The sequence below is a fragment of the Arthrobacter alkaliphilus genome (genome assembly GCF_021483235.1).
GTDB classification, from domain to species: Bacteria; Actinomycetota; Actinomycetes; order Actinomycetales; family Micrococcaceae; genus Arthrobacter; species Arthrobacter alkaliphilus.
Genome location: NZ_JAKEEC010000037.1, coordinates 1 through 22,245, shown reverse-complemented (window position 1 = coordinate 22,245; position 22,245 = coordinate 1). Strand labels below are relative to the sequence as shown.

Sequence of the window (22,245 nt, the reverse complement as noted above, 5' to 3'; positions counted from 1 at the left end):
GACGTGGTGTAACCTCCGCCGCGGCGCCGGAAACTATACGGTTAGCCAGGGTTATGGTGGGATGTTTCACTTTGAGAATGGGGGGATTGTGCTGAGCGAGGGAGAGTTGTCGTTCATTGCGCTTCACCGGGACATGTATCCGAGGGTGTTCCGTTTTGTTCGGCGGCGTGTGGACGATCCGCAGGTTGCTGAGGAGCTTGCCGCGGACGTGTTTCGTGTTGCGTGGCAGAAATGGGATGACGTGGCGCCGGTGGACGTGGCCTGGCTGTTTACCGTCGCCCGGAACCTTTTGGGGAATGCCTACCGGAGCCATCAGCGCCAGGTAGCCCTTCATGAAAGGCTCCGCGAGTCGGCGGGTTTCTCTGACAGTGCGGAAGACGGCCCTTCGCTCGTGGATCAAGTCTTTGACCGTTTGCGGGACAAGGACCGGGACATCCTGCAGTTGGCGTATTGGGATCAGCTGACGATGAGCGAGATCGCGGCAGTCCTGCAATGTGGTGAGTCGGCGGCGAAGGTGCGGCTCCACCGGGCCCGGGAGGCGTTCCGGAAGCTGGTTCCGGCCGGGGCAGACGCGATGGCACAGAAGAAGGGGGCATAGTGATGGATCCGATCAGAGAACTGATTGAGGACGCCGATCCGTTGCGTCGCGGGACGGGACCCGAACCGGATGCCGACCAGGCCTTGGCCCGGGTCGTGACCGGCCACGGGCACGGGATCGACAAAATGCCGCCGAATGTTCGTTCCTTGGCCGCTGCACGGAAGCTGCGGAACGCCCGGATCGCGGGTCTGCTGACGATCGCCGCGGCAGCGGTGGCGGCAGGTGTTCTGGTTGCTTCGAATCTCGGCGCGCTCACGACCGCGCCGGTTCCAGCTAACTCCGGGCTCGCCACAACCAGCCCGCTTCCTACTGCGTCCGTCTCGGCAACGACCACCGCGCCACCCACGCCGACCCCGACGCCGACGCCGACAGGGAGCGTCGCACCGTTGACGCCGTGGAAGACGTTCACCGACGCGACTGCCCAAGCGACGTTCCAGCTGCCCGAAAGCTGGTTCGTGGTTGAGTCTCCCAGGATGATTGCAGGCAAGCCCTACAACAGCCTGAGCGTCCGAACCGCCGACAATAAGCAAGTTGCCGCGCTGAACCTCGTCTACGATCGGACGATTGGCGGCTGCGCCGCGCCCCGGCCGGTCACGGTCCTTGACGCGGTGGACTTGGATATCTCGCAGAAACCCGAGAAGGTTGCTGAGTTTTCGGCACTGAAGGGTTCCGCGCTCGGTCCTTCCCGCTTCACTTTTACTGTGTTCGAAGGAGACCGCGTCTACGGTTCCGTGGCACTCTCGGAAGAAAAGAATCTGCCGGGAACTGCCGTATGCCAGCAAATCAATGGGATTACCGGACCGAGCAACGTCCCCTTGGTTGATTTCGGGGACGTATGGGCGATGTCGGCGGACGGGTCCAATGCTCCGCACACTTTCAGCTCGGTGGCTGAAGCGCGCGCGTACATGCAGACGCAGGAATACCAGGACACGAAGCGGATGCTGATCTCGCTGTCGCTGAAGCAGAGCAACGTGCAGACATCGACGGTCTTCAAAGGCAGCAATGCGAAGGTGCAGTTCAGCCTTCCGGGCGGGTGGACGGCGAAAGAAGTCAAGGCAGGAACTCCGGACTTCCCTGCCTGGGCGATCGACGTGGCCGATGAGTCCGGTCGGAAGGTGGCACAGCTGTACTACGGTTCCGGGGGTGGCCTCGGCGGCGCTTGCGGTCCCGATGAGCATTACAAGGTGACGGAGCTCGACACCGCCCAATCGGCCTTGAACGGCACGTGGACGCAGGCTGCCGGTGTCCGGTTCTCATACCGTGTCCTGGACCAGTCGTCGCTAGGAAAGGGCCTGAGTTACGAAGTAGGGCTGGTGGACAAATCCAGCGGCCAGCTGGTCGATACGTGCCCGAACCTCATGTACGCAATTGTCACCGGAGCGCCGAAGGGTTCGCTGTCCTTTGCGGACCGGGCCACCCAAGGACCCGGAGCGCCGACATTCGCCACGATGAGTGAAGCCATTTCGTACATGAGCACACCGGAGTACGCAAAGTTGAAGGAAATGATCACGAGCCTTCAGCTCACTCAATAGATAAGCCGCGACGCCGGGCCGGTCACCGGCCCGGCGTCGTACTCCCGGGAGCGTCACGGCCGTAGGCTTGGTCAATGACTGCAGCCCATGTCACCCTATGCTTCTTGCTCCGCGACGGCGTCGCCGGCAAGGAAGTGCTCCTGGGAAGAAAGAAAACCGGTTTCGGCCTAGGCAAGATTGTCGGCGTCGGCGGACACGTAGAGCCTGGCGAGACTGCCGCCGAGGCCGTGTGCCGGGAGGTCCTTGAGGAAGTTTTCGTCCATGTGGACCAACAGGACCTCATTCCTGCCGGGACAGTGGACTTTGTCTTCCCCAGCAAGGGCGAATGGAACATGTTCACGACCGTCTACCTGACAGAGCGCTGGACCGGCGAACCCGCCGAAAGCGATGAGATCGCACCCCGGTGGTTCCGAGTGGCGGGGCTTCCCGTCGAACAAATGTGGGCCGACGCCGAACACTGGCTGCCAGCCATGATTTCCGGTGAGCGCATCGCCGTGGAAGTGGTGCTCGCCGAAGACAACGAAAGTGTCGCCGAAGTCCACACGGCCGAGTGGCTGGATTCCGAAGCCGCGCGCTGATTGCGGGGAAATATTCAAAAAAATCTTCGTTGGATCTGTAATTATGTCCGGCTTCTTGGAAATTACCCCCGTAGCCGGTAGCCACAGGCTCAAAACTTCAAGGGGGGACCATGCTTTCGGAACGGGAGCTGGCGTTTATCACGCTTCATAAGGACTGCTATCCACGTGTTTTCGGTTTTGTTCGGCGGCGCGTGACAGATACGGAATTAGCGAAGGAGCTCGCCGCGGACGTGTTCCGCGTGGCATGGCAGAAATGGGACGAAGCCGGTGCTGCTGAACCGGCATGGTTGTTTGCCGTAGCCCGGAATCTGCTGGGAAACGCTTATCGTAGCCACGAACGTCAGCAGGCATTGCACCTGAGGCTCAGGGAAGCTTCCACTGCCATCGATGCCCACACTGCCGACGAAGGCAACGACGACGTTGACTGTGCCATGGCCGGCTTGAGGGAAAAGGACCGCGACGTCCTGCAGCTCGCGTATTGGGACGAACTCTCGATCGCAGAAATCGCCGTTGTGCTGCAATGCAGCGAATCGGCTGCCAGGGTGCGGCTGCACCGCGCACGCGAAGCATTTCGCAAGGCCATGCCGGCCCGGGTCGAAGCCGTTTCACAGAAAATGGGGGCATGAGATGGATGCCATCAAGAGTTTGATCTCCGCAACTGATCCGCTGAAAGCCGGTCCCCTTGAGGTACCTGATTCCGAGACGGTCCTTCAGCAGATTGTCATGGACCGCTCCGAACCGGTTGACAAGATGCCACCGAATGTCCGGTCGTTGGCCGATGCCAGGCGGCAGCGGGCCGCCCGCATCGCCGGGTTGCTGACCATCGCAGCAGCTGCCGTGACGGCAGTGGTGCTGGTGGCGCCGAATCCGGTGTGGTTGACGGGGGCTCCTGTCCCGGCCAATTCCGGGCAAATGACACCGCTTCCCTCCGTCCAGACGTCAATCCCCGCGACACCGACTGCGACGCCGACTGCGACGACGCCTCAGTCGCCAACGGCGTCGGCCACAGCCTCGGCTTCGCCGGCCGTTACCGACGAACCAAGCGCATCAGCGCCGCCGGCGGCTGACCCCGGCTGGACGAGCTACGTTAACGCCAGCGCCCACGTGCAGTTCGATCTCCCAGCGGGCTGGACGGCTACCGACGTTCCGCCGGGGACAGTCGATTACCCCGACTCAGGGATCAAGGTGGCAGATGAGCAGGGGAAGGTGATGGCCAAGTTTTACCACGTCCGCGCTAGTGGCGTCGGCGGGTTGTGCGGACCCGGCACCTTCAAGCAAACGGAACTCGACAGCGCAGCCAGCTCACTTACGGGTCAATGGGTCACCAACTCGCAGGTCCGGTTCTCCTACCGGGTGCTTGACCAGACAGCCCAGGGCGGAGGCATCAGCTACCAGATCGGACTCGTCGACAAGATATTCGGCAGGGTTGCCGACAGTTGCATGATGTATACGCGAGTGAGCGACCCGAAGGGGACACTGTCCTTCGCCACGACTGACTATCAGACAATCCATTCCCCGACGTTCAACACCATGGACGAAGCAGTGCAGTATATGCAGACGGCCGAGTACCAGAAAATTAAGCGGATGATCACGAGCCTTCAGCTCACGCAGTAGATGAACGACGACGCCGGGCCGGCCACCTTGGCATCAAGGTGACCGGCCCGGCGTCGTGCAGGCGGAGTTACGGCAGGTGCCGTTCGTCCACGCCGTTGTATTCACTCAGCGGCCGGATCAGGGAGTTTGATCCGAGCTGCTCCATGATGTGGGCGGTCCAGCCGGTGATGCGGCTGGCCACGAAAAGCGGGGTGAAGGTGGGGGTGTCGAATCCCATGAGGTGGTAGGTGGGTCCGGCCGGGTAGTCGAGGTTGGGCTTGATGGACTTGGCCTCGTCCATGGCCTGTTCCAGGCCGTTGTATAGGCCCAGGATTTCCGGGCGGCCGTAGTGGGCGATCATCTTGTCCAGTGCGGCCTTCATGGTGGGCACGCGCGAGTCGCCGTGCTTGTAGACACGGTGTCCGAAGCCCATGACCTTCTTTTTCTGCGCCAAGGCGTCTTCCATCCAGGTCTTCGCCCGGGCGGCCGCTTCCTCAAGTGATTCCTCGGTGCGGATGCCGATTTCCTCGAAGGTGTGCATGACGGCCTCGTTGGCGCCGCCGTGCAGCGGGCCTTTGAGGGCGCCGATCGCGGCGGTGACTGCGGAGTGCAGGTCCGAGAGGGTGGAGGTGACAACACGGGCCGTGAACGTGGACGCGTTGAAGGAGTGCTCGGCGTAAAGGATCATCGAGACGTTGAACGCCTTCACGACCTCTTCGACGGGGTCTTCGCCGAAGGTCATCCACAGGAAGTTCGCGGAGTAGCCGAGGTCGTCCCTGGGTTCGATGACTTCCTGGCCGCGCCGGCGGCGCTGGTCGTAGGCGACCACGGCCGGCATGGCGGCGAACAGGTCAATTGCCTTGGTCATGTTGGCCTCGGGCGTGGAATCCTCGGCCAGAGGGTGCCGGGCTCCGAGTACCGAAGCGGCCGTCCGGCAGACATCCATGGGGTGGGACGTCGTCGGCAGGGTATCGATGACCTGCTTTACTACCGGGTCGAGCGCGCGGCCCGCGCGCTCGCGGGCTGTGAACCCTTCGAGTTCCTCCGGGGTGGGCAGCTCACCGTTCCACAGCAGGTAGGCGACTTCTTCGAAGCTGCACTTGGCGGCGAGTTCCTGCACGGGGTAGCCGCGGTACAGCAGTGAGTTGGTGTCCGGGTTGACCTTGGAGATCGCCGTGTAGTCAACCACGACGCCGGCCAGGCCCTTCTTGATCTCTTCAGCAGCCATGCTTAACTCCTTCGTTAATCGGCAGGCACTCCGGAAAGGCCGGGGCGCATGCATCCCTTGGTTGATCCAGTTACCGGCTGAGCCCAGGAACCTGGAAGTTGAAAACGCTCGTGTCGAAGTGGTTATAGGCCTCGTAGTCCACGAGGTCATAGAGGCGCGCACGGGTCAGCATGTTCCCCACCTGCGTCTCCTGCGTACCTGTGGCCTTGATCGTTTCCAGCGTACGCTCTGCAGCCCCCATGGCAATGCGGAGGAGGGTGACGGGGTAGATCACCATGTTCACTCCGACGCCCTGGAGCTGTTCCACGGTAAAGAGCTCGCTCTTTCCGAACTCGGTCATGTTGGCCAGGATCGGCACGTCCACCGCATCACGGATGGCTTGGAACTCGGACAGGTCCTTCATGGCTTCCGGGAAAATGGCGTCGGCGCCGGCGTCCACCAAGGCGCGGGCGCGTTCCTGTGCTGCTTCGATGCCTTCGACGGCCCGGATGTCGGTCCGGGCCATGATGAGGAAGTTCGGGTCCCGCCGGGCGTCCGCTGCGGCGCGGATGCGTTTGGCGGCGGTGTCGACGTCGACGACGTTCTTGCCGTCCAGGTGCCCGCAGCGTTTGGGGTTGAACTGGTCCTCGATGTGGCACCCGGCCAGCCCGGCGTTTTCGAGTTCCTGGATGGTGCGGGCTACGTTCATCGGTTCACCGAATCCGGTGTCCGCGTCCACGAGGGCCGGGAGTTCGGTCATGCGGGCGATCTGCCCGGCGCGGGTGGCGACCTCGGTGAGTGTCGTGAGTCCGATGTCCGGCAGGCCGAGGTCGTTGGCGAGGACGGCGCCGGAGATGTAGACGCCGGGGAAGCCTTTCTCTTCGATCAGCCGCGCCGAGAGCGGATTAAACGCGCCCGGGAACTGCTGCACGGTCCCGGAGTTGAGCAGCTCGCGCAGCTTGAGGCGTTTCTGTTCCGGTGTGGTCTTGGAGTAGAGCATCTAGAACAGTCCTTTCGGTGCCGCGGCGAGGTCGATGATGCCGGGCGCGGCCTGGATGTTCAGCTGGTCCAGTTCGCCCGGGCCCAGTTCCGGGAGGCGCTCGACGGCGGCGAGGAACCTTTCGATTTCGGCCTCCTCGACGAGGCCGGCGGCGAGGGTGCGGAACTTGTTGACGTATTGTTCGCGGGCGAAGGGCCGGGCGCCGAGGGGGTGGGCGTCGGCGACGGCGATCTCATCGGTGATGACGGTGCCGTCGTTGAGGGTGATTTCAACGGTGCCGCCGAAGGCCTTTTCCGCGATGTCGAGGGAGTGGTACCTGCGGGTCCATTCGGGGTCTTCGACCGTGGTGACCTTGTGCCAGAGTTCCACGGTGTCCGGGCGGCCGGCGCGTTCGGGGCTGTAGGAGTCGACGTGGTGCCAGGCGCCGTCCTGCAGGGCGACGGTGAAGATGTACGGGATGGAGTGGTCCAGCGTTTCGCGGGACGCTGTGGGGGAGTACTTCTGGGGGTCGTTCGCGCCTGAGCCGATCACGTAGTGCGTGTGGTGGCTGGTCTTGATCAGGACGGACTTGACGTTGGCCGGGTCCGTGGCCTCGGGGTGCTCTTTGTTGAGCTTGCGGGCGAGGTCGATCCAGGCCTGGGCCTGGTATTCGGCGGAGTGTTCCTTGGTGTAGGTGTCCAAGATGGCCCGCTTGGGTTCGCCGGCTTCGGGCAGCGGGACTTCGTAGGAGGCGTCCGGGCCGTCGAGCATCCAGGCGATGACGCCGTCTTCGCCTTCGTAGATCGGCACGGGGGAGGTCTGGCCGCGTATGGCCCGGTCCGCGGCTTCGACTGCCATCTTGCCGGCGAACGCGGGGGCGTGGGCCTTCCACGTGGAGATTTCGCCCTTGCGGGATTGCCGCGTGGCCGTGGTGGTGTGCAGGGCCTGGCCGACGGACTGGAAGATCGTCTCGACGTCGAGTCCAAGAAGGGTGCCGATGCCGGCCGCGGCGGAGGGTCCGAGGTGGGCGACGTGGTCGATCTTGTGCTTATGCAGGCAGATCGCCTTGACCAGGTCCACCTGTATTTCGTAGCCGGTGGCGATGCCCCGGATCAGGTCCTTGCCGCTGGAGCCCACGTGCTGGGCCACGGCGAGGATCGGCGGGATGTTGTCGCCCGGGTGGGAGTAGTCAGCGGCCAGGAACGTGTCGTGGTAGTCGAGTTCACGCACGGCCACGCCGTTCGCCCAGGCCGCCCACTCGGGGGAGACCCTGTCGCTGATGCCGAAGACGGACGAGCCTTTGCCGTTGGTGGTCGGTGCGTGGGTCAGGGCCTGCGCGCGGGCTGCGATGATCGGGGCCCGGTTGAGCGACGCAATGGCAACGGAGGCATTGTCGATGATCCGGTTGATGATCATGTCGGTGACTTCGGGGCTCACCTCGACGGGGTCTGCGGCGACTGTGGCGATCTTGTGCGCCAACTGTTCCTCACGGGGAAGGTTTTCTTCGCTCTTATAGACGCGGACGTGGTTGTTCTTCACCATGGTGCTCCTTTTAGTGAGGCGTGTGGGTGGCTTTGACGTGGGAAAGACTGCGGTGCAGATGGACGGTGGTGGCGGCTTCGGCGAGCCTGGGGTTGCCTGACGCGATCGCTTCGGCGATCGCGGCATGCTCTGCCGCGGCGGCTTGGAGCCGTTCGGCGTCGTCGGCCGCGAGGCGGCGGACCCGCACGAGGTGTACGCGCAGGCTGCGCATGGCCTGCGCCAGGTAGGAATTGGAGATGGCTTCGTCGATTGCGTCGTCGAGCCGTCCCACCAGGGCGTAGTAGTCGTGCCGTGCGGGATCGCTGTCGTTGAGCATCTCCGGTGCACGGAGGAGCTCTGCATGGAGCCGCTCGAACACCAGGCGATCGCCGCGCGCCGCGGCCAGGGCGGCAGCTTTGCCTTCAAGGGTTTCGCGCAGCTCGAACAGTTCGTCGATGTCGTCGAGGGAGATGTCGGTGACGACGACGCCGCGGCCGCCTGTCGCCGTCGTCAGGCCCTCTGCGGTGAGCCGGCCCAGCGCCTCACGGACGGGTGTCCGGGACACGCCTAGGCGCTCGGATTGTTCGACTTCCGCGAGAACTGTTCCCGGGGCCAGGCGCCACTCAATGATGTCTTCGCGCAGGGCGGCATAGGCTTTGTCGCTGGCACGCATCGACCCTCCTTCATTGAGCGGATAATCCACAGTGTATACACGAAGGGCGAGCAATCACAGCTTTCGCGGAGAAAAACGCAGTTCACGGCATTCGACGGATCGACCTGTGTATACATAAATCACGAATCGCGGGCGTTAGCTCCGGTTCCAGCGGTACTCGTTCTCGGGGCGTCCCGGAGTTCCGTAACGGGCAGTCCGCGTGACCATTCCGGCGTCTGCAAGGTACTCAAGATAGCGGCGTGCGGTGACCCGGGACATGCCCAGGGCGACTGTTGCCTCGCTTGCGGACACCGCCCGGCCAAGGCTGGCCAGGAGGTCTTTGACGGACTCCAGGCTGTGGGCGGAGAGGCCCTTGGGCAGCGGGACCTCGGTGGGTGCGCGGAGGCTGGCAAACGCCTGGTCCACATCGCTTTGCGAGGCACCCGCGGCCCGGGCGCCCGACGCCGGTGCGGCGAGTTGTTCGCGGAAGGCTCGGTAGCTGGCAAGTTTGTCCGCGAAGGTGGCGAACGTGAACGGCTTGATGAGGTACTGCACCACGCCGATCGACACCGCGCTCCGGACAATGTTGACTTCCCGGACGGCGGTGATCGCGATGATGTCCGCAAGGAATCCCGAAGCGCGCATTCGGCGGGCAACGTCCAGACCGTGGAGATCCGGCAGGTTCATGTCCAGCAGGACCAGGTCAACCGGTTGTCCGGCTAGCGCGAAATCGTTGAGCAGCCTCAGGGCGGATTGTCCGTCCGGCGCCGTTCCCGCGACGGTGAAGCCGTCGATCCGGCCGACGTAAACGCCGTGGGCGTCGGCGGCGATGGGTTCGTCCTCGACAACGAGAACGCGGATGTCGGTCATTCGGCTTCTTTCCTGGAGTCCGGTGCAGGGAGCACTACGCGGAAGAACGCGCCGCCCAAGGCGCTCGCGGAGTCGCTGATGGACAGCGTACCGCCAAGCCGCTGCACCGCGTGCCGCACCAAGGCCAGGCCCACGCCGCGGGAAGGGGCTCCGGCCTGCCCGGCCTGTCCGATGCCGGTCGCCTTGGTGCTGTACCCGTATTGCCAGATATCCTTCACGATGCCCGGATCGATGCCGTGGCCGGAATCGGCCACCGTGAAGGTGATTCCACCAGGGCCGGAGTCGATGCCCAGTTCAACTTTGCGCGGCGGGGGAGCGGCGGCAGCCGCGTCGAGGGCGTTGTCCAGCAGGTTTCCCAGAATGGTCACAAGGTCCTGCACGGCCAGGCCCTGGAGGCCGTCCCCGCCGGTCACCGTGACCGTCAGCTCCGCTCCGCGTTCGTGCGCCTCGGCCGACTTTCCCATGATCAGGGCACTCAAAACGGGTTCGTCCACCGATGCGACGAGGTGGTCGGTCAACTGCTGGCTCAGTTCAAGGTCCTTGGTGGCGAAGTCCAAGGCATCAGTGGTGCGCCCGAGCTCCATGAGGGAGACGATGGTGTGTAGCCGGTTGGCGTGTTCATGCGTCTGGGCGCGCAAAGCGTCGGACAGGGTCTTCATGGTTTCGAGTTCACTGCCCAGGGACTCGATTTCCGTCCTGTCCCGGAGCGTCGCCACGGTCCCGAACACGGCTGGCCGCTGCCGGCCCCTCATTCCGGGCGGCCCCACTGCGGGCGCTTGGTTCACCACCAGGATGCGCGAGCCTGTGAGGTGGATTTCGTCGTGCGCCGTTCGGCCGGACTCGAAGAGCCCGTGGAGGCTCGGATCCAAGGGCAGATCGGAAAGGCGCGGGGCGGCTCCCGCGGCGGGATCGGCGTCGGACGGTTCCAGCCCCAGCAGGTCCGCGGCCTGGTCGTTGTACATGACCACCCTCCCGCCGGTGTCGATCAGGACCACGCCTTCGCGGACCGAATGCAGGACCGACTCGTAATATGCGAACAATTGGGCCAATTGCTCCGGTCCCCAGCCCCTGGTGACCGAGCTCAGGTACCGGCCCAATAGCCATGAGGCCAGGGAACCGCCCGCGAGCATGACCAGGGAGATGCCGATGATCGCCGCGAGCCGCGCTGTCACGGCGACGTCCACTGTCCGCACCGTGACACCCGCCGCCACGAGGGCCCGGACCTTGCCGGAGGAGTCCTCGACGGGAACGATGGTTCGCACGGACGGGCCCAAAGTGCCGGCGGTAACTTCAGTGAAAGTCTGGCCGCGGAGGGCTGGATCGATGGTGCCGATGTAGGGTTTGCCGATTTCGTCGGGATTCGGATGGGTCCAGCGTGTCCGGTCCGGAGCCATGATGGTGATGAAATCGGCATGGGCATTCGCCGTCACCACCTTGGCATAAGGCTGCAGGGTAGCGGACGGATCCGGTGTGCCGGCTGCCTGGAGCACGAGTGGATTGGCTGCAATTGCCGCGGCCACTGCCTGCATGCGCTGGCCGGCGTCGTTGTAGGCCCGGTCCCTGGCGTCGAGGAAGGCCGCCGTGCCCACGATGGCGGTGAGCGCCAGGACGAACAGCAGGTTCGCCATAAAGAGCCTGCGCGCAATGCTCCAGTGTCGGATCGCGGACTCCCTTCGCAGGCCCCCTGTGACCAATATGAACGCAACAGTGATACATGTCACGCGGCGCCTAATGATTGGTATCACAGCAAAGCGGCGCAGGGACATCTTGCAGGGACCACGGCGCTTTTTAGAGTACCTATAAGGAGCAGAGCCATGACCTCTCAAAGAGGAGAGATTGCACCCGCGAAGGCCGGGCGCAAGGGGCTGGATAAGTCGCATTACCTCTACATCGCCGTGATCGCCGCAGTCGTGCTGGGCGCGGTCGTCGGTTTGCTTTTCCCGGAAGTCGGCAAGTCGCTCAAGCCCTTGGGTGACGGCTTCATCAAGCTCATCAAGATGATGATCGCCCCGGTGATCTTCTGCACCATTGTCCTGGGGATCGGATCGATCGCCAAGGCTGCCACTGTCGGCAAGGTCGGCGGGCTCGCACTCATCTACTTCCTCGTGATGTCCACCTTCGCGCTCGCCATCGGCCTCGTGGTCGGGAACGTCATCCACCCGGGCGAAGGCCTGAAGCTGATCCCGTACAACCCGAATGCGCCAGCTTCCTCGAACAGCACCGCTGACTTCCTGCTGGGCATCATCCCCGGCGACGTTCCCGTGCTGCCGACGCTCTTGGTGGCCATCCTTGTTGGTTTCGCGCTGCAGCGCATGGGCGCGCAGGGCCAGCCGATCCTGCGCGCCATCCAGCACGGGCAGGCCCTTGTCTTCCGCATCCTCATCATGATCATGTGGCTCGCCCCCGTTGGTGCATTCGGCGCCATTTCCGCCGTGGTCGGTGCCACCGGCGTGAAGGCCATCCTGAGCATGTTCACCCTGATGGTCGCGTTCTACATCACCTGCGCGCTGTTCATCGTCGTGGTGCTCGGCACCTTGCTGCGGGCCGTTGCCGGCGTCAACATCTTCCAGCTGATGAAGTACCTGGCCCGCGAATACCTGCTCATCTTCTCCACCTCGTCCTCCGAGGCGGCCCTGCCCAGGCTCATCGCCAAGATGGAGCACCTCGGCGTGTCCAAGCCGGTTGTCGGCGTCACGGTACCCACCGGCTACTCCTTCAACCTGGATGGAACTGCGATCTACCTGACCATGGCCTCGCTCTTCGTCGCCAATGCCATGGGTATCCCGCTGGACCTCGGCGCCCAGGTATCGCTGCTTGTCTTCATGATCATTGCGTCCAAGGGAGCAGCCGGCGTTTCCGGTGCCGGCCTGGCCACCCTCGCCGCGGGCCTGCAGGCACACCGGCCCGAACTGTTGGGCGGGGTCGGCATCATCGTCGGCATCGACCGTTTCATGTCGGAAGCCCGCGCCCTGACCAACTTCACGGGCAACGCCGTGGCCACCGTGCTGATCGGTACCTGGGTCAAGGAAATCGACCGCAACCAGGTCAGCGACGTCCTGTCCGGTGCGGCTCCGTTCGACGAGCTGACCATGATCAGCCACCAGGCTGAACCCGCGGCGAAAGAGGCAGTGGCCGCCTAGTCCGGCGCATTTTTTGGACGCGTCCATCCAGGCAAGGCAGGAACCCGTCAGGGGACCTGCCTTGCCTGGTCTTATCGCGCGTATTTCGACGCGCAGGCCAAACCTTCTACCTCAGCTAGAAGGTAAAGGCTCAAATTGCGGGCAATGTCAAGTTCCGCAAAATGCCGTGTCGGGCGCTGTAGCCTTGATGGGGAGCAGTGCAGGTGCTGGAGACAGCCGCGCAGGAAATGACCGCCGTGGAGAGAGTGGATAAATACGTGAGCAGCGAACGGGGAGCAACTACGCTGGAGGGCACGGATTTCGATCTGGAAGACGCCGTCATGGGGCCCACGGGCCGCCCGCACCGCGACTTCCCCGAACCCGCGCCGCTGGCCTCGCACGGCCCGGCACGGGTCATTGCCATGGTCAACCAGAAGGGTGGCGTGGGCAAGACCACCTCAACCATCAACCTCGCGGCTGCGCTCGCGGAATTCGGCCGGCGCGTCCTGCTCGTCGACTTCGATCCGCAGGGGGCCCTTTCGGCAGGGCTGGGCGCCAACCCGCACGAACTCGATCTCACTGTGTACAACGTCCTGATGGACCGCAAAGTGGACATCCGCGACGCCATCCAGAAGACCGGCGTCGAAGGCATCGACCTCCTCCCGGCCAACATCGACCTTTCCGCCGCCGAAGTCCAGCTCGTCAACGAGGTAGCCCGCGAGCAAGTGCTGGACCGCGCCCTCAAAAGCGTCGAGGACGACTACGACGTGGTGCTCATCGACTGCCAGCCGTCCTTGGGCCTCCTGACGGTCAATGCACTGACTGCGGCGCACGGCGTCATCATCCCGCTGATCTGCGAATTCTTCGCCCTTCGCGCGGTGGCACTGCTCGTCGAAACGATCGAAAAGGTCCAGGACCGCTTGAACCCGCGCCTGCAGGTGGACGGCGTGCTCGCCACGATGTACGACGCGCGCACCTTGCACAGCCGCGAAGTCATTTCCAGGCTCGTGGAGGCGTTCGGGGACAAGGTCTTCGAAACCGTCATCAAGCGTTCCATCAAGTTCGCCGACGCCACCGTCGCCGCGGAACCGATCACCAGCTACGCAGGAAACCACGTCGGTGCCGATGCCTACCGCCGCCTGGCGAAGGAACTGATTTCGCGCGGCGGCGCACCCTAGCCCGCGTGGCAGAGCCGCTCAAGGCCGGCTTTGAAGTCCGGCTGGCGAACTTCACCGGACCCTTCGACCTCCTGCTTGGCCTGATTTCCAAGCACAAAATGGACATCACGGACGTTGCGCTGGCCACCGTCACGGATGAGTTCATCAAATACATCCGGCGCCTGCAGGAACTGGGCGAGGAGTGGGCCCTTGACGAAGCCAGTGAATTCCTGGTCATCGCCGCGACCCTCCTTGACCTCAAAGCCGCGAGGCTCCTGCCGGCGGGCGAAGTCGAAGACGCCGAGGACATTGCCTTGCTGGAAGCCCGGGACCTTCTTTTCGCCCGGCTCCTGCAGTACAAAGCTTTCAAGCAAGTGGCCGCAATCCTGTCCGGCACCCTGGAATCGGAAGCCCGGCGCTTCCCGCGGCAGGTGGCTTTGGAAGCGCACATTGCGGCAATGCTGCCCGAACTGGTGTGGCGCCACACGCCCGAACAGTTCGCCGCACTGGCGGCCAAGACCCTGGCCCCCAAGGACAGCACGCCCGAGGAAGTCGGGCTCGACCACCTTCACGGAACGCCCGTCAGCGTCAAGGAACAAGCCGAAATCATCGGGTACCGCTTGCAGCACGGCCAGCCGCAATCCTTCAGGGCCCTGATCGCCGACGCCGAGTCCACGCTTGTTGTCGTGGTCCGTTTCCTTGCGCTCCTCGAGCTGTTCCGCGACCGGGTGGTCGCGTTTGACCAGCCGGGGCCGCTCGCCGAATTGACTGTCCGCTGGACAGGCCGCCCCGAAGGCTGGAGCAGCGACAACATGAGCGACGAATACGAGCAGAGCCACCAAGGAGAGGAACCGCTGTGAGCGAGCAGGAAACAGGCGGCGACGGCCTCGCCGCGCTCGAGGCCCTGCCGGGTGGGGTCCGTGCGGCCCTCGAAGCCGTGCTGATGGTGATCGACCAGCCGGCCAGCGCCGAAGAGCTCGCCGCGGGGCTCAACGTGACGGTCGCCGTCGTCGAGGATTTGCTGGAGGAACTGCGGCAGGAGTACAGCGGCTATACTGTTAAAGCCCCGGGCACGGACGTTGATGACTCGCAAGGTGACATGGACACCGATGCACGCACCAGCGCTGCACCCCGGGGTTTTGAGTTGCGGAACGTTGCCGGAGGGTGGCGGATCTACTCACGCGCGGATTTCGCCGACGTCGTGGGCAGGTTCGTTCTCGAAGGCCAGACCGCACGGCTGACGCAGGCAGCCCTCGAAACCATGGCGGTCATTGCGTACCGGCAGCCGGTCTCCAGGGCCAGGGTGTCGGCCATCCGCGGCGTCAATGTCGATTCAGTCGTCAGGACCCTCGTCCAGCGCGGGCTGATCGAGGACTCGGGTACCGATCCTGAATCGGGGGCCATCCTTTACCGGACCACCTCGTACTTCCTTGAGCGAATGGGCATTGGCTCGGTGGCGGAACTGCCTCAATTGTCCCCCCACCTTCCCGGGCTGGAGGGCATCGAGGAGTTCTTCGACGCCGAACGCATGTAGCCGCGGAAAAGGCAAGGATCTACAAGCGCCCGGCTAGTAGCGGGCAGAGTTCACACAGGGCAGATATCCTCTGTCCGGCTGGCTAATGTTGAGAAAGAACAAGCCGGCCACCATAGCAAAAGGACGGGTCATGACACAGGCGGGACGCCAGGGTTCACCACGTAACAGTTCGGGACGAAACGGTTCCGGACGCAACGAGTCGCAGGATTCAGGCCGCAGCGGCTCCGGCCGTACAGGGGGCAGCAGCTTCGGTGCCGGCAGGGGTGGCGCAAGCCGTGCCGGCGGCGCTGGCCGGGCTGCCGGAGCCTCCGGTGGCAGCAAGCGCAGCTTCTCCCAGGGCGGAGACCGCCCTTTCAAACCGGCTCGCCCGCGTGAAGAGCGCCCGTTCGATCCGAACAACCCCACCTCGGCCGGAGGCTACGGGCGCCGTGAAGACGCAAAGCCGGCCAAAGCCGCCCGCAAGCCGGGCTCCAACAAGCCCGGATTCGGCAAGGCGCCCGGTACGCCGGGCGCATTGAAGCCCAAGGCGAGCAACAAAAAGCAGTACGGTTCCCGGGCCTTCGGCAGTGAGCGCTTTGGCCAGAACCTTGGCCCGGTCCGCAAGCCCCGCGGGCGCCGCGGCGAGGTGGCGCAGTCCGCGCAGCACGACGCCGACGGCGTGCGCCTGCAGAAGGTCATGGCCCAGGCGGGCGTGGCTTCCCGCCGCGTGTGCGAGGAAATGATCGAGGAAGGCCGCGTGGAGGTCAACGGCCAGGTCACCACCGAGCTCGGCATGCGCGTCGACCCCGCCACCGCCGTGATCCACGTAGACGGCATCCGCATCCAGCTCGACGACACCATGCTCTACATGGTGTTCAACAAGCCCAAGGGCGTTGTCTCCACGATGGAAGACCCCGAGGGGCGTCCTTGCATCAGTGATTTCCTGAAGTCCGCCAAGAACAAGGGCGAGCGTCTCTTCCACGTCGGACGTCTCGACGTCGCCACCGAGGGCCTGCTGCTGCTGACCAACGACGGCGAACTCGCCAACCGCTTGACGCACCCCTCCTACGAGGTGCCCAAGACGTACCTGGTGCAGGTGCGCGGCCCCTTCCCGCAGGGCGTCGGTGCGCAGCTCAAGGCCGGCGTCGAGCTTGAAGACGGCATCGCTTCCGTCGATTCCTTCAGGCTCGTGGATTCCACTCCGGGCCACGTGCTGATCGAGGTTGTGCTCCACTCCGGCAAGAACCGTATTGTCCGCCGCATGTTCGACGCCGTCGGGTTCCCCGTGCAGCGCCTCGTGCGCGTCAAGATCGGTCCCATCGGCCTGGGCGACCAGCGCCAGGGCAGCATCCGCAACCTCGGCAAGCAGGAAGTCGGACACCTCCTGGCCTCCGTAGGACTGTAGGCATGTCGGCATTCCACTCGCACGGCCGGGGCCACCTTGACGGTCCGGTGGTCGTTTTCGGCACCGGCCTGCTCGGGGCGAGCATCGGTCTCGGCCTGCGTGGCCGGGGTGTCTCCGTGTTCCTTTCGGACCCCTCGCCGACCAACCAGACGGTCGCCGTCGACATCGGTGCAGGCAGGCCGCTGTCCGAGCTCGGGGATCCGCCCCAGTTGGTGGTTGTCGCGGCGCCTCCGGACGTGACGGCCGACGTCGTCGAGCGTGCCCTGGGTGAATACCCGGAGGCCACGGTGGTGGACATTGCCAGCGTCAAGCTGGCCATCCAGGCCGAGCTTCGCTCGCGGGGAGTGGACATGTCCCGTTACGTCGGGACGCACCCGATGGCGGGGCGCGAGAAGTCGGGGCCTGTCGCTGCCCGCGGGGAGCTCTTCACCTCCATGCCTTGGGTCCTTTGCCCGTCCGAGGAAACCAGCTCGGATGCCCTTCAGACGGCTCGTTCCCTTGCCGGGGACCTTGGGGCGATAGTCTCCCAGTTCACGGCTGAAGAACACGACGAGGCCGTTGCCTTGGTATCGCATTTGCCCCAGGTCATGTCTTCGCTGCTCGCGAGCCGCCTCCAGGGAACACCGCTCCACGCGCTGTCCTTGGCCGGCAACGGCCTGCGGGACACCACCAGGATTGCTGCCAGCGATCCCACCCTTTGGGTGCAGATCCTTGGGAACAATGCCGCCAAGATGGTGGATATCCTCCACGATGTCCGTGAGGACCTCAACCGCCTGATCGGTACCCTGGAGGATCCCACGGCGCCGGGCGCCCGGTTGGACCTGGCCCAGCTCATCAGCGAGGGCAACGCCGGGCAGGCCCGGATTCCGGGAAAGCACGGCGGACCCCCGCAGGCCTATTCATGGCTTACAGTTCTGGTAGACGACAGGCCCGGGCAGATCGCCAGGCTGTTGACAGAGATCGGCGAGATCGGCGTCAACGTCGAGGACCTACGCCTGGACCACTCCTCCGGGCAGAACGTCGGCATGGTGGAGCTGTCCGTCATGCCAAACAAACACGACCTCCTTGTTGAAGCCTTGACCGACCGTGGATGGCGGGTACTCCAGTAATGACACGTGAACTTTTCGGTCCGGAGACGGTAGTACGTCCGGGCAAGCCGCTCGTTATCGCCATCGACGGCCCTTCCGGTTCCGGCAAGTCCAGCGTCAGCAAGGAAGTCGCACGGCGCTTGAAGCTCGCCTACCTGGACACGGGTGCGATGTACCGTGCTTTGACCTGGTACTGCCTCAAGACCGGGACCGACCTCGCCGACGGTGCCGCCGTCGAGCAAGCGTCAAAGGATCTGGCGCTGGAACTCAGCACCAGCGCCAACGTCGAGTACGTCAGTGTTGCCGGCGTGGACATCACGGAGGAAATCCGCGAGCCGAGAATCTCTGCGTCCGTCAGCGCCGTCGCAACCACCCTCGGTGCCCGCAACGAATTGATCCGTCGCCAGCGCCAGCTGATCGAACAGCACCACCGCCGCATGGTGGTGGAGGGACGGGACATCACCACCGTCGTCGCGCCCAACGCGGAGGTCCGCATGTTGCTGACCGCCAGCGAGGAAGCCCGGCTTCGCCGCCGGGGCCTCCAGTTGGGCGGGACGCAGAGCCGGGAGCAACTCGCGGCCCAAGTGATCCACCGCGACGCCAAAGACTCCACTGTGGTGAATTTCACCCAAGCGGCCGATGGCGTCGTGACCCTGGATTCCTCGGAGCTGGACTTCGAAGAAACGGTCGCGACTGCACTGAGCATTGTGGGCAAGGTCATCTACGGTGACTGAACCCCGGCTCCCGGCACGCTGGACCATGATGTGGAGCCGGCCTGTCGGCTGGCTGCTGGACCGCGTCCTGTACCGGACCGTGGTCACGGGGCGCTTCAACGTCCCCAGCTCCGGTCCGGTCATCTTCGCGGGCAACCACATCAGCTTCCTCGACGGACCTGTGATGTTCGGCGCGGCTCCACGGCCTATGCACATCCTCGTCAAGAAAGAGATGTTCACGGGATTCCTTGGACGGGTGCTTCGCGCTTCAGGCCAGATTCCCATCGACCGGGCTGGAGACCGCTCGGCACTCGAACTCTGCAGGCACATGCTCGACGCCGGCCGTTGCGTCGGTATTCTCCCTGAAGGAACGCGGGGGAGCGGCACCGCCGGCAACATCAGCAACGGCGTCGCATGGCTCGCGTTGATGTCCGGGGCCACCGTAATTCCAGTGGCGATCCTGGGAACGCGGATCGGAGACGAACACCGTGACTCGATTCCGGGGCTGCGCCGACGTCTGCATGTCAGTTTCGGAGCCCCCTTGATTGTGGCCCGCAGGAATGGCGAGTCGGGGCGTGTTTCAATGGACAGGGCGGCTGCGGAGATCCGCGCTGCGCTGGCCGGACACGTCCAGGATGCCGTCAAATCCACCGGCCAGTCCCTTCCGGGGGACTCATGCACCGGCCCACGGCCAATGCAGCGCCGCCAAGAAGAAGTAGCCGGGACGCCGGCAGATCACCACTAAGGAAAGTGCAATGAGCGATACGACTCACAAATCCGGCAACATTGGAGCCGGCGACGACGAATACACGCCCACCGGCACCGACCAGGTGGCTGAGAACCTCGCCGCCCTGGACGACGACGAAGCCGAGCTCCGGGCAGCCTCCCTCCGGGCGGGCCTGGAAGACTACGAACTCGACGAGGACGACGCCGCCCTGCTGAGCGGGCTCTACGACGACGAAGGCGAGGAAGGTCCCCTCAAGCTGGACCCGGTCCTGGCCATCATTGGCCGACCCAACGTCGGCAAGTCCACCCTCGTGAACCGTATCCTCGGCCGCCGCGAGGCCGTCGTCGAGGACACGCCCGGCGTGACCCGTGACCGTGTGATGTATTCGGCCCACTGGAACGGCCGCAACTTCACGTTGGTGGACACCGGTGGCTGGGAGCATGACGCCAGGGGAATCCACGCCCGCGTCGCCGAGCAGGCCGAAATGGCGGTGGAACTGGCTGACGCCGTGCTCTTCGTGGTGGATTCCGCCGTCGGCGCCACGGCCACGGACGAGGGCGTCATGAAGATGCTGCGCAAGTCCAAGAAGCCGGTCATCATGGTCGCCAACAAAGTCGACGACTTTGCGCAGGAAGCCGACTCGGCCGCGCTCTGGGGCCTTGGCTTCGGCGAACCGTACCCGGTGTCCGCCCTGCACGGTCGCGGCGTCGCGGACCTCCTCGACCACGTCATGGACACGCTGCCCGAGTTCTCCACGGTGGAGGGCGTCGAGCGCTCAGGCGGTCCGCGCCGTATTGCCCTCATCGGCCGTCCGAACGTCGGCAAGTCCTCCTTGCTGAACAAGCTGGCCGGCTCCGAGCGGGTCGTCGTCGACACCCTCGCAGGAACCACCCGCGACCCGGTGGATGAGTTCATCGAACTGGGCGGCCGCACGTGGCGCTTCGTCGACACCGCAGGTATCCGCCGCCGCCAGCACATGGCGCAGGGTGCGGACTTCTACGCCTCCCTGCGTACGCAGGCCGCCCTCGAAAAGGCGGAGGTCGCCGTCGTGCTCCTGGCCGTCGACGAGGTGCTCAGCGAGCAGGACGTCCGCATCCTGCAACTCGCCATCGAGTCGGGCCGTGCGCTGGTCCTCGCGTTCAACAAGTGGGACCTGCTCGACGACGAACGCCGCCGCTACCTCGAACGTGAAATCGAGCAGGACCTGGCACACGTTGAATGGGCTCCCCGCGTCAACATCTCCGCCAAGACCGGCTGGCACAAGGACCGCCTGGTGCCCGCACTCGACCTCGCTCTGGAAAGCTGGGACAAGCGCATCCCCACGGGTCGCCTCAACGCGTTCCTGGGCGAGCTCGTGGCCGCCCACCCGCACCCGGTCCGCGGCGGCAAGCAGCCCCGCATCCTGTTCGGCACCCAGGCATCCAGCCGTCCGCCGAAGTTCGTGCTCTTCACCACGGGCTTCCTGGACCCCGGATACCGCCGGTTCATCACCCGCCGGCTGCGCGAAACCTTCGGCTTCGACGGCACGCCCATCGAGGTCAGCATGCGCGTCCGTGAAAAGCGTGGCAAGAAGCGCTGATTGAGACGCGCCTCACAGATGACACCCATCAAGGTGGCATTGGGAACCTCGAACATCGTGTAAGCTTTTTGAGGTGGTTCGGCCGGACTGCTTAGGTGAGAATCTAGGCGGAGAACGGCAGGACTGACGGGCTGTAGCGCAGCTTGGTAGCGCACTTGACTGGGGGTCAAGGGGTCGCAGGTTCAAATCCTGTCAGCCCGACCGCAAGGTATGGAAGCAAAGCCGCGGGAACTTAAGAGTTCCCGCGGCTTTTGCGTTTAAGGCGTGGCCCCGCCGCTCCGGGGCGGATTCTGCTCAATCATTCGACTGGATAAAATCCGGATCCGCGGAATCTCGGGGCCTGGAACTTTCTTCGAGAAGGATGATTCAGCAGAATCCGACGGTGTGCGCGGATCGCCGAGCCTAACGCGCCGAACTGACCTTGTTTGAAGGGCCGGAGCGTTGAAATGACGTACCTTTCCGTGTCATAGGCGATTTCCCAAACCAATGAAGGTCAGGACGGCGCGTGCCGACCTTGGGTTCGTCGGCTCAGATCCCCGGAGGTCGAAGACCCCAGACGCCGGTGTCCTTCGCCCCCTCCTTGTTGGCTATCGACAGGGTGGCAGTCGGAGCCTGTGGGTGTGTCGGTGGGTCGGCCGGCAGGAAAAGGAGGTTCTGGCGACCGGTTGAAGGTCGGGCACCTTGCCGGGGTAAGCCAGCACCGCAGTCTTTCCAAGCTGGAAGGCAACTCTGGTGGTTGTGGAAAAAGTCCTACGGTTTGTTTCGTGGGGCGGGTTCTTCGGGCTTATTTTGTCAGTGCCTCTTGGGAGAGTTTCCTTATGGACGGCATTCAGGGAACCGAGCGGATCGGGACGGGCGCGCTTTCGGGCTGCGCTGTCCTGGATGCTGCTGTCTTGGGTGCTGCTGTCCCGGGTGCTGTAGTGACGGGCGCCGAATTCGAGGATCTGACGCGCGCCGTTGCTTCATTCAGGCCGGGCTCGGACAGTGCTGAATTGATCAGCCAGTTGCGTGCTTTGGAGGATTTGAAGTCCGCTGCCGCGGCCGCGCAGGCGAGGATCGCGGTGGCGTTCGATACGGCCCAGCGCAGGGCAGACGCGGCGGCGGGTGTTCCGGCAGAGGGTCGTGGCAGGGGTGTGGCGGCGTAGGTCGCTTTGGCGCGGCGGGAATCCCCGTCCCGCGGGTCCCGGCTGCTCGGCCTGGCGAAAGCCCTGGTCACGGAGATGCCTCGCACCCTCGCCGCCCTGCATGCCGGACGGTTGAATGAGTGGCGGGCGACCTTGCTCGTGAAGGAAACAGCCTGCCTGCCCGCCGAAGACCGGTGCGCGGTCGATGAGGAACTCGGCGCCGACACCGGAACCTTTGACGGCGCCGGAGACAGGACCATCACCGCCGCGGCCCGGGCCGCGGCGTACCG

At 64.5% G+C, this 22,245-nt stretch carries 20 protein-coding genes, 1 tRNA gene and 1 pseudogene; 16 read left to right on the top strand and 6 right to left on the bottom strand.

Annotated features, from left to right (window positions below; genetic code table 11):
- Nucleotides 1-61: 61 nt before the first annotated feature.
- From L0B83_RS18625 to L0B83_RS18605, 5 genes are all read left to right on the top strand, one after another.
- Nucleotides 62-598, top strand: coding sequence for an RNA polymerase sigma factor (locus tag L0B83_RS18625; RefSeq protein WP_234760064.1), 537 nt, complete (start codon nt 62-64; stop codon nt 596-598).
- Nucleotides 599-600: 2 nt separating this feature from the next.
- A complete protein-coding gene (locus L0B83_RS18620) occupies nt 601-2,130 on the top strand; it encodes a hypothetical protein (RefSeq protein ID WP_234760063.1) in 1,530 nt (509 codons plus the stop codon).
- Between the two features lie 74 nt (nt 2,131-2,204).
- The gene (locus L0B83_RS18615) at nt 2,205-2,708 is read left to right on the top strand and encodes an 8-oxo-dGTP diphosphatase (RefSeq protein WP_234760062.1); all 504 of its coding nucleotides are present in this window, start codon (nt 2,205-2,207) and stop codon (nt 2,706-2,708) included.
- 110 nt (nt 2,709-2,818) lie between these two features.
- A complete protein-coding gene (locus tag L0B83_RS18610; RefSeq protein WP_268821100.1) occupies nt 2,819-3,334 on the top strand; it encodes an RNA polymerase sigma factor in 516 nt (171 codons plus the stop codon).
- A 1-nt stretch (nt 3,335) separates the two neighbouring features.
- Nucleotides 3,336-4,322: a hypothetical protein gene (locus L0B83_RS18605; protein ID WP_234760060.1), complete on the top strand. Its 987-nt coding sequence runs from the start codon at nt 3,336-3,338 to the stop codon at nt 4,320-4,322.
- 67 nt (nt 4,323-4,389) lie between these two features.
- On the opposite strand, the gene L0B83_RS18600 is transcribed toward L0B83_RS18605, so the two are convergent.
- The 6 genes from L0B83_RS18600 to L0B83_RS18575 form a co-directional block, all read right to left on the bottom strand.
- On the bottom strand, nt 4,390-5,529 hold the full coding sequence (locus L0B83_RS18600; protein ID WP_234760059.1) for a bifunctional 2-methylcitrate synthase/citrate synthase: 1,140 nt from the start codon (nt 5,527-5,529) through the stop codon (nt 4,390-4,392).
- 70 nt (nt 5,530-5,599) lie between these two features.
- Nucleotides 5,600-6,508: a methylisocitrate lyase gene (gene prpB / locus L0B83_RS18595; RefSeq protein WP_234760058.1), complete on the bottom strand. Its 909-nt coding sequence runs from the start codon at nt 6,506-6,508 to the stop codon at nt 5,600-5,602.
- Entirely contained in the window at nt 6,509-8,029 is a 1,521-nt protein-coding gene (locus L0B83_RS18590) for an MmgE/PrpD family protein (RefSeq protein WP_234760057.1), read from the bottom strand.
- A gap of 10 nt (nt 8,030-8,039) precedes the next feature.
- Entirely contained in the window at nt 8,040-8,681 is a 642-nt protein-coding gene (locus tag L0B83_RS18585) for a GntR family transcriptional regulator (protein WP_234760056.1), read from the bottom strand.
- Between the two features lie 135 nt (nt 8,682-8,816).
- Nucleotides 8,817-9,530: a response regulator gene (locus L0B83_RS18580; protein WP_234760055.1), complete on the bottom strand. Its 714-nt coding sequence runs from the start codon at nt 9,528-9,530 to the stop codon at nt 8,817-8,819.
- The gene (locus tag L0B83_RS18575) at nt 9,527-11,158 is read right to left on the bottom strand and encodes a sensor histidine kinase (protein ID WP_234760054.1); all 1,632 of its coding nucleotides are present in this window, start codon (nt 11,156-11,158) and stop codon (nt 9,527-9,529) included. Before L0B83_RS18575 ends, L0B83_RS18580 begins: the two co-directional genes overlap by 4 nt.
- A gap of 186 nt (nt 11,159-11,344) precedes the next feature.
- Here L0B83_RS18575 and L0B83_RS18570 point away from each other — a divergent pair, with 186 nt between their 5' ends.
- The 11 genes and pseudogenes from L0B83_RS18570 to L0B83_RS18520 form a co-directional block, all read left to right on the top strand.
- Nucleotides 11,345-12,670: a cation:dicarboxylate symporter family transporter gene (locus L0B83_RS18570; RefSeq protein WP_234760053.1), complete on the top strand. Its 1,326-nt coding sequence runs from the start codon at nt 11,345-11,347 to the stop codon at nt 12,668-12,670.
- A gap of 257 nt (nt 12,671-12,927) precedes the next feature.
- Nucleotides 12,928-13,827 carry a ParA family protein gene (locus L0B83_RS18565; RefSeq protein WP_234760077.1) on the top strand — a complete coding sequence of 300 codons (900 nt, stop codon included), beginning with the start codon at nt 12,928-12,930 and terminating at the stop codon, nt 13,825-13,827.
- Between the two features lie 5 nt (nt 13,828-13,832).
- The gene (locus tag L0B83_RS18560) at nt 13,833-14,666 is read left to right on the top strand and encodes a segregation and condensation protein A (RefSeq protein ID WP_234760052.1); all 834 of its coding nucleotides are present in this window, start codon (nt 13,833-13,835) and stop codon (nt 14,664-14,666) included.
- Entirely contained in the window at nt 14,663-15,340 is a 678-nt protein-coding gene (gene scpB / locus L0B83_RS18555; protein WP_234760051.1) for an SMC-Scp complex subunit ScpB, read from the top strand. Before L0B83_RS18560 ends, scpB begins: the two co-directional genes overlap by 4 nt.
- 130 nt (nt 15,341-15,470) lie before the next feature.
- Nucleotides 15,471-16,724, top strand: coding sequence for a pseudouridine synthase (locus L0B83_RS18550; RefSeq protein WP_234760050.1), 1,254 nt, complete (start codon nt 15,471-15,473; stop codon nt 16,722-16,724).
- A gap of 2 nt (nt 16,725-16,726) precedes the next feature.
- Nucleotides 16,727-17,833, top strand: coding sequence for a prephenate dehydrogenase (locus L0B83_RS18545; protein ID WP_234760049.1), 1,107 nt, complete (start codon nt 16,727-16,729; stop codon nt 17,831-17,833).
- On the top strand, nt 17,833-18,546 hold the full coding sequence (cmk, locus tag L0B83_RS18540; protein ID WP_234760048.1) for a (d)CMP kinase: 714 nt from the start codon (nt 17,833-17,835) through the stop codon (nt 18,544-18,546). The genes L0B83_RS18545 and cmk overlap by 1 nt, the downstream gene beginning before the upstream one ends.
- Before the next feature lie 28 nt (nt 18,547-18,574).
- The gene (locus tag L0B83_RS18535; RefSeq protein ID WP_234760076.1) at nt 18,575-19,270 is read left to right on the top strand and encodes a lysophospholipid acyltransferase family protein; all 696 of its coding nucleotides are present in this window, start codon (nt 18,575-18,577) and stop codon (nt 19,268-19,270) included.
- Between the two features lie 10 nt (nt 19,271-19,280).
- On the top strand, nt 19,281-20,831 hold the full coding sequence (der, locus tag L0B83_RS18530; protein ID WP_234760047.1) for a ribosome biogenesis GTPase Der: 1,551 nt from the start codon (nt 19,281-19,283) through the stop codon (nt 20,829-20,831).
- Nucleotides 20,832-20,958: 127 nt separating this feature from the next.
- Nucleotides 20,959-21,032: transfer RNA gene (locus L0B83_RS18525), tRNA-Pro, on the top strand.
- Nucleotides 21,033-21,649: 617 nt separating this feature from the next.
- Nucleotides 21,650-22,245 (top strand): annotated as a pseudogene (locus L0B83_RS18520) (HNH endonuclease); the annotation flags it as partial.

Coding starts and splice junctions, on each gene's coding strand:
- L0B83_RS18625 (WP_234760064.1), top strand. CDS start 62: ATGTTTCACTTTGAGAATGGGGGGATTGTGCTGAGCGAGGGAGAGTTG.
- L0B83_RS18620 (WP_234760063.1), top strand. CDS start 601: ATGGATCCGATCAGAGAACTGATTGAGGACGCCGATCCGTTGCGTCGC.
- L0B83_RS18615 (WP_234760062.1), top strand. CDS start 2,205: ATGACTGCAGCCCATGTCACCCTATGCTTCTTGCTCCGCGACGGCGTC.
- L0B83_RS18610 (WP_268821100.1), top strand. CDS start 2,819: ATGCTTTCGGAACGGGAGCTGGCGTTTATCACGCTTCATAAGGACTGC.
- L0B83_RS18605 (WP_234760060.1), top strand. CDS start 3,336: ATGGATGCCATCAAGAGTTTGATCTCCGCAACTGATCCGCTGAAAGCC.
- L0B83_RS18600 (WP_234760059.1), bottom strand. CDS start 5,529: ATGGCTGCTGAAGAGATCAAGAAGGGCCTGGCCGGCGTCGTGGTTGAC.
- prpB (WP_234760058.1), bottom strand. CDS start 6,508: ATGCTCTACTCCAAGACCACACCGGAACAGAAACGCCTCAAGCTGCGC.
- L0B83_RS18590 (WP_234760057.1), bottom strand. CDS start 8,029: ATGGTGAAGAACAACCACGTCCGCGTCTATAAGAGCGAAGAAAACCTT.
- L0B83_RS18585 (WP_234760056.1), bottom strand. CDS start 8,681: ATGCGTGCCAGCGACAAAGCCTATGCCGCCCTGCGCGAAGACATCATT.
- L0B83_RS18580 (WP_234760055.1), bottom strand. CDS start 9,530: ATGACCGACATCCGCGTTCTCGTTGTCGAGGACGAACCCATCGCCGCC.
- L0B83_RS18575 (WP_234760054.1), bottom strand. CDS start 11,158: ATGGCGAACCTGCTGTTCGTCCTGGCGCTCACCGCCATCGTGGGCACG.
- L0B83_RS18570 (WP_234760053.1), top strand. CDS start 11,345: ATGACCTCTCAAAGAGGAGAGATTGCACCCGCGAAGGCCGGGCGCAAG.
- L0B83_RS18550 (WP_234760050.1), top strand. CDS start 15,471: ATGACACAGGCGGGACGCCAGGGTTCACCACGTAACAGTTCGGGACGA.
- L0B83_RS18545 (WP_234760049.1), top strand. CDS start 16,727: ATGTCGGCATTCCACTCGCACGGCCGGGGCCACCTTGACGGTCCGGTG.
- cmk (WP_234760048.1), top strand. CDS start 17,833: ATGACACGTGAACTTTTCGGTCCGGAGACGGTAGTACGTCCGGGCAAG.
- L0B83_RS18535 (WP_234760076.1), top strand. CDS start 18,575: ATGTGGAGCCGGCCTGTCGGCTGGCTGCTGGACCGCGTCCTGTACCGG.
- der (WP_234760047.1), top strand. CDS start 19,281: ATGAGCGATACGACTCACAAATCCGGCAACATTGGAGCCGGCGACGAC.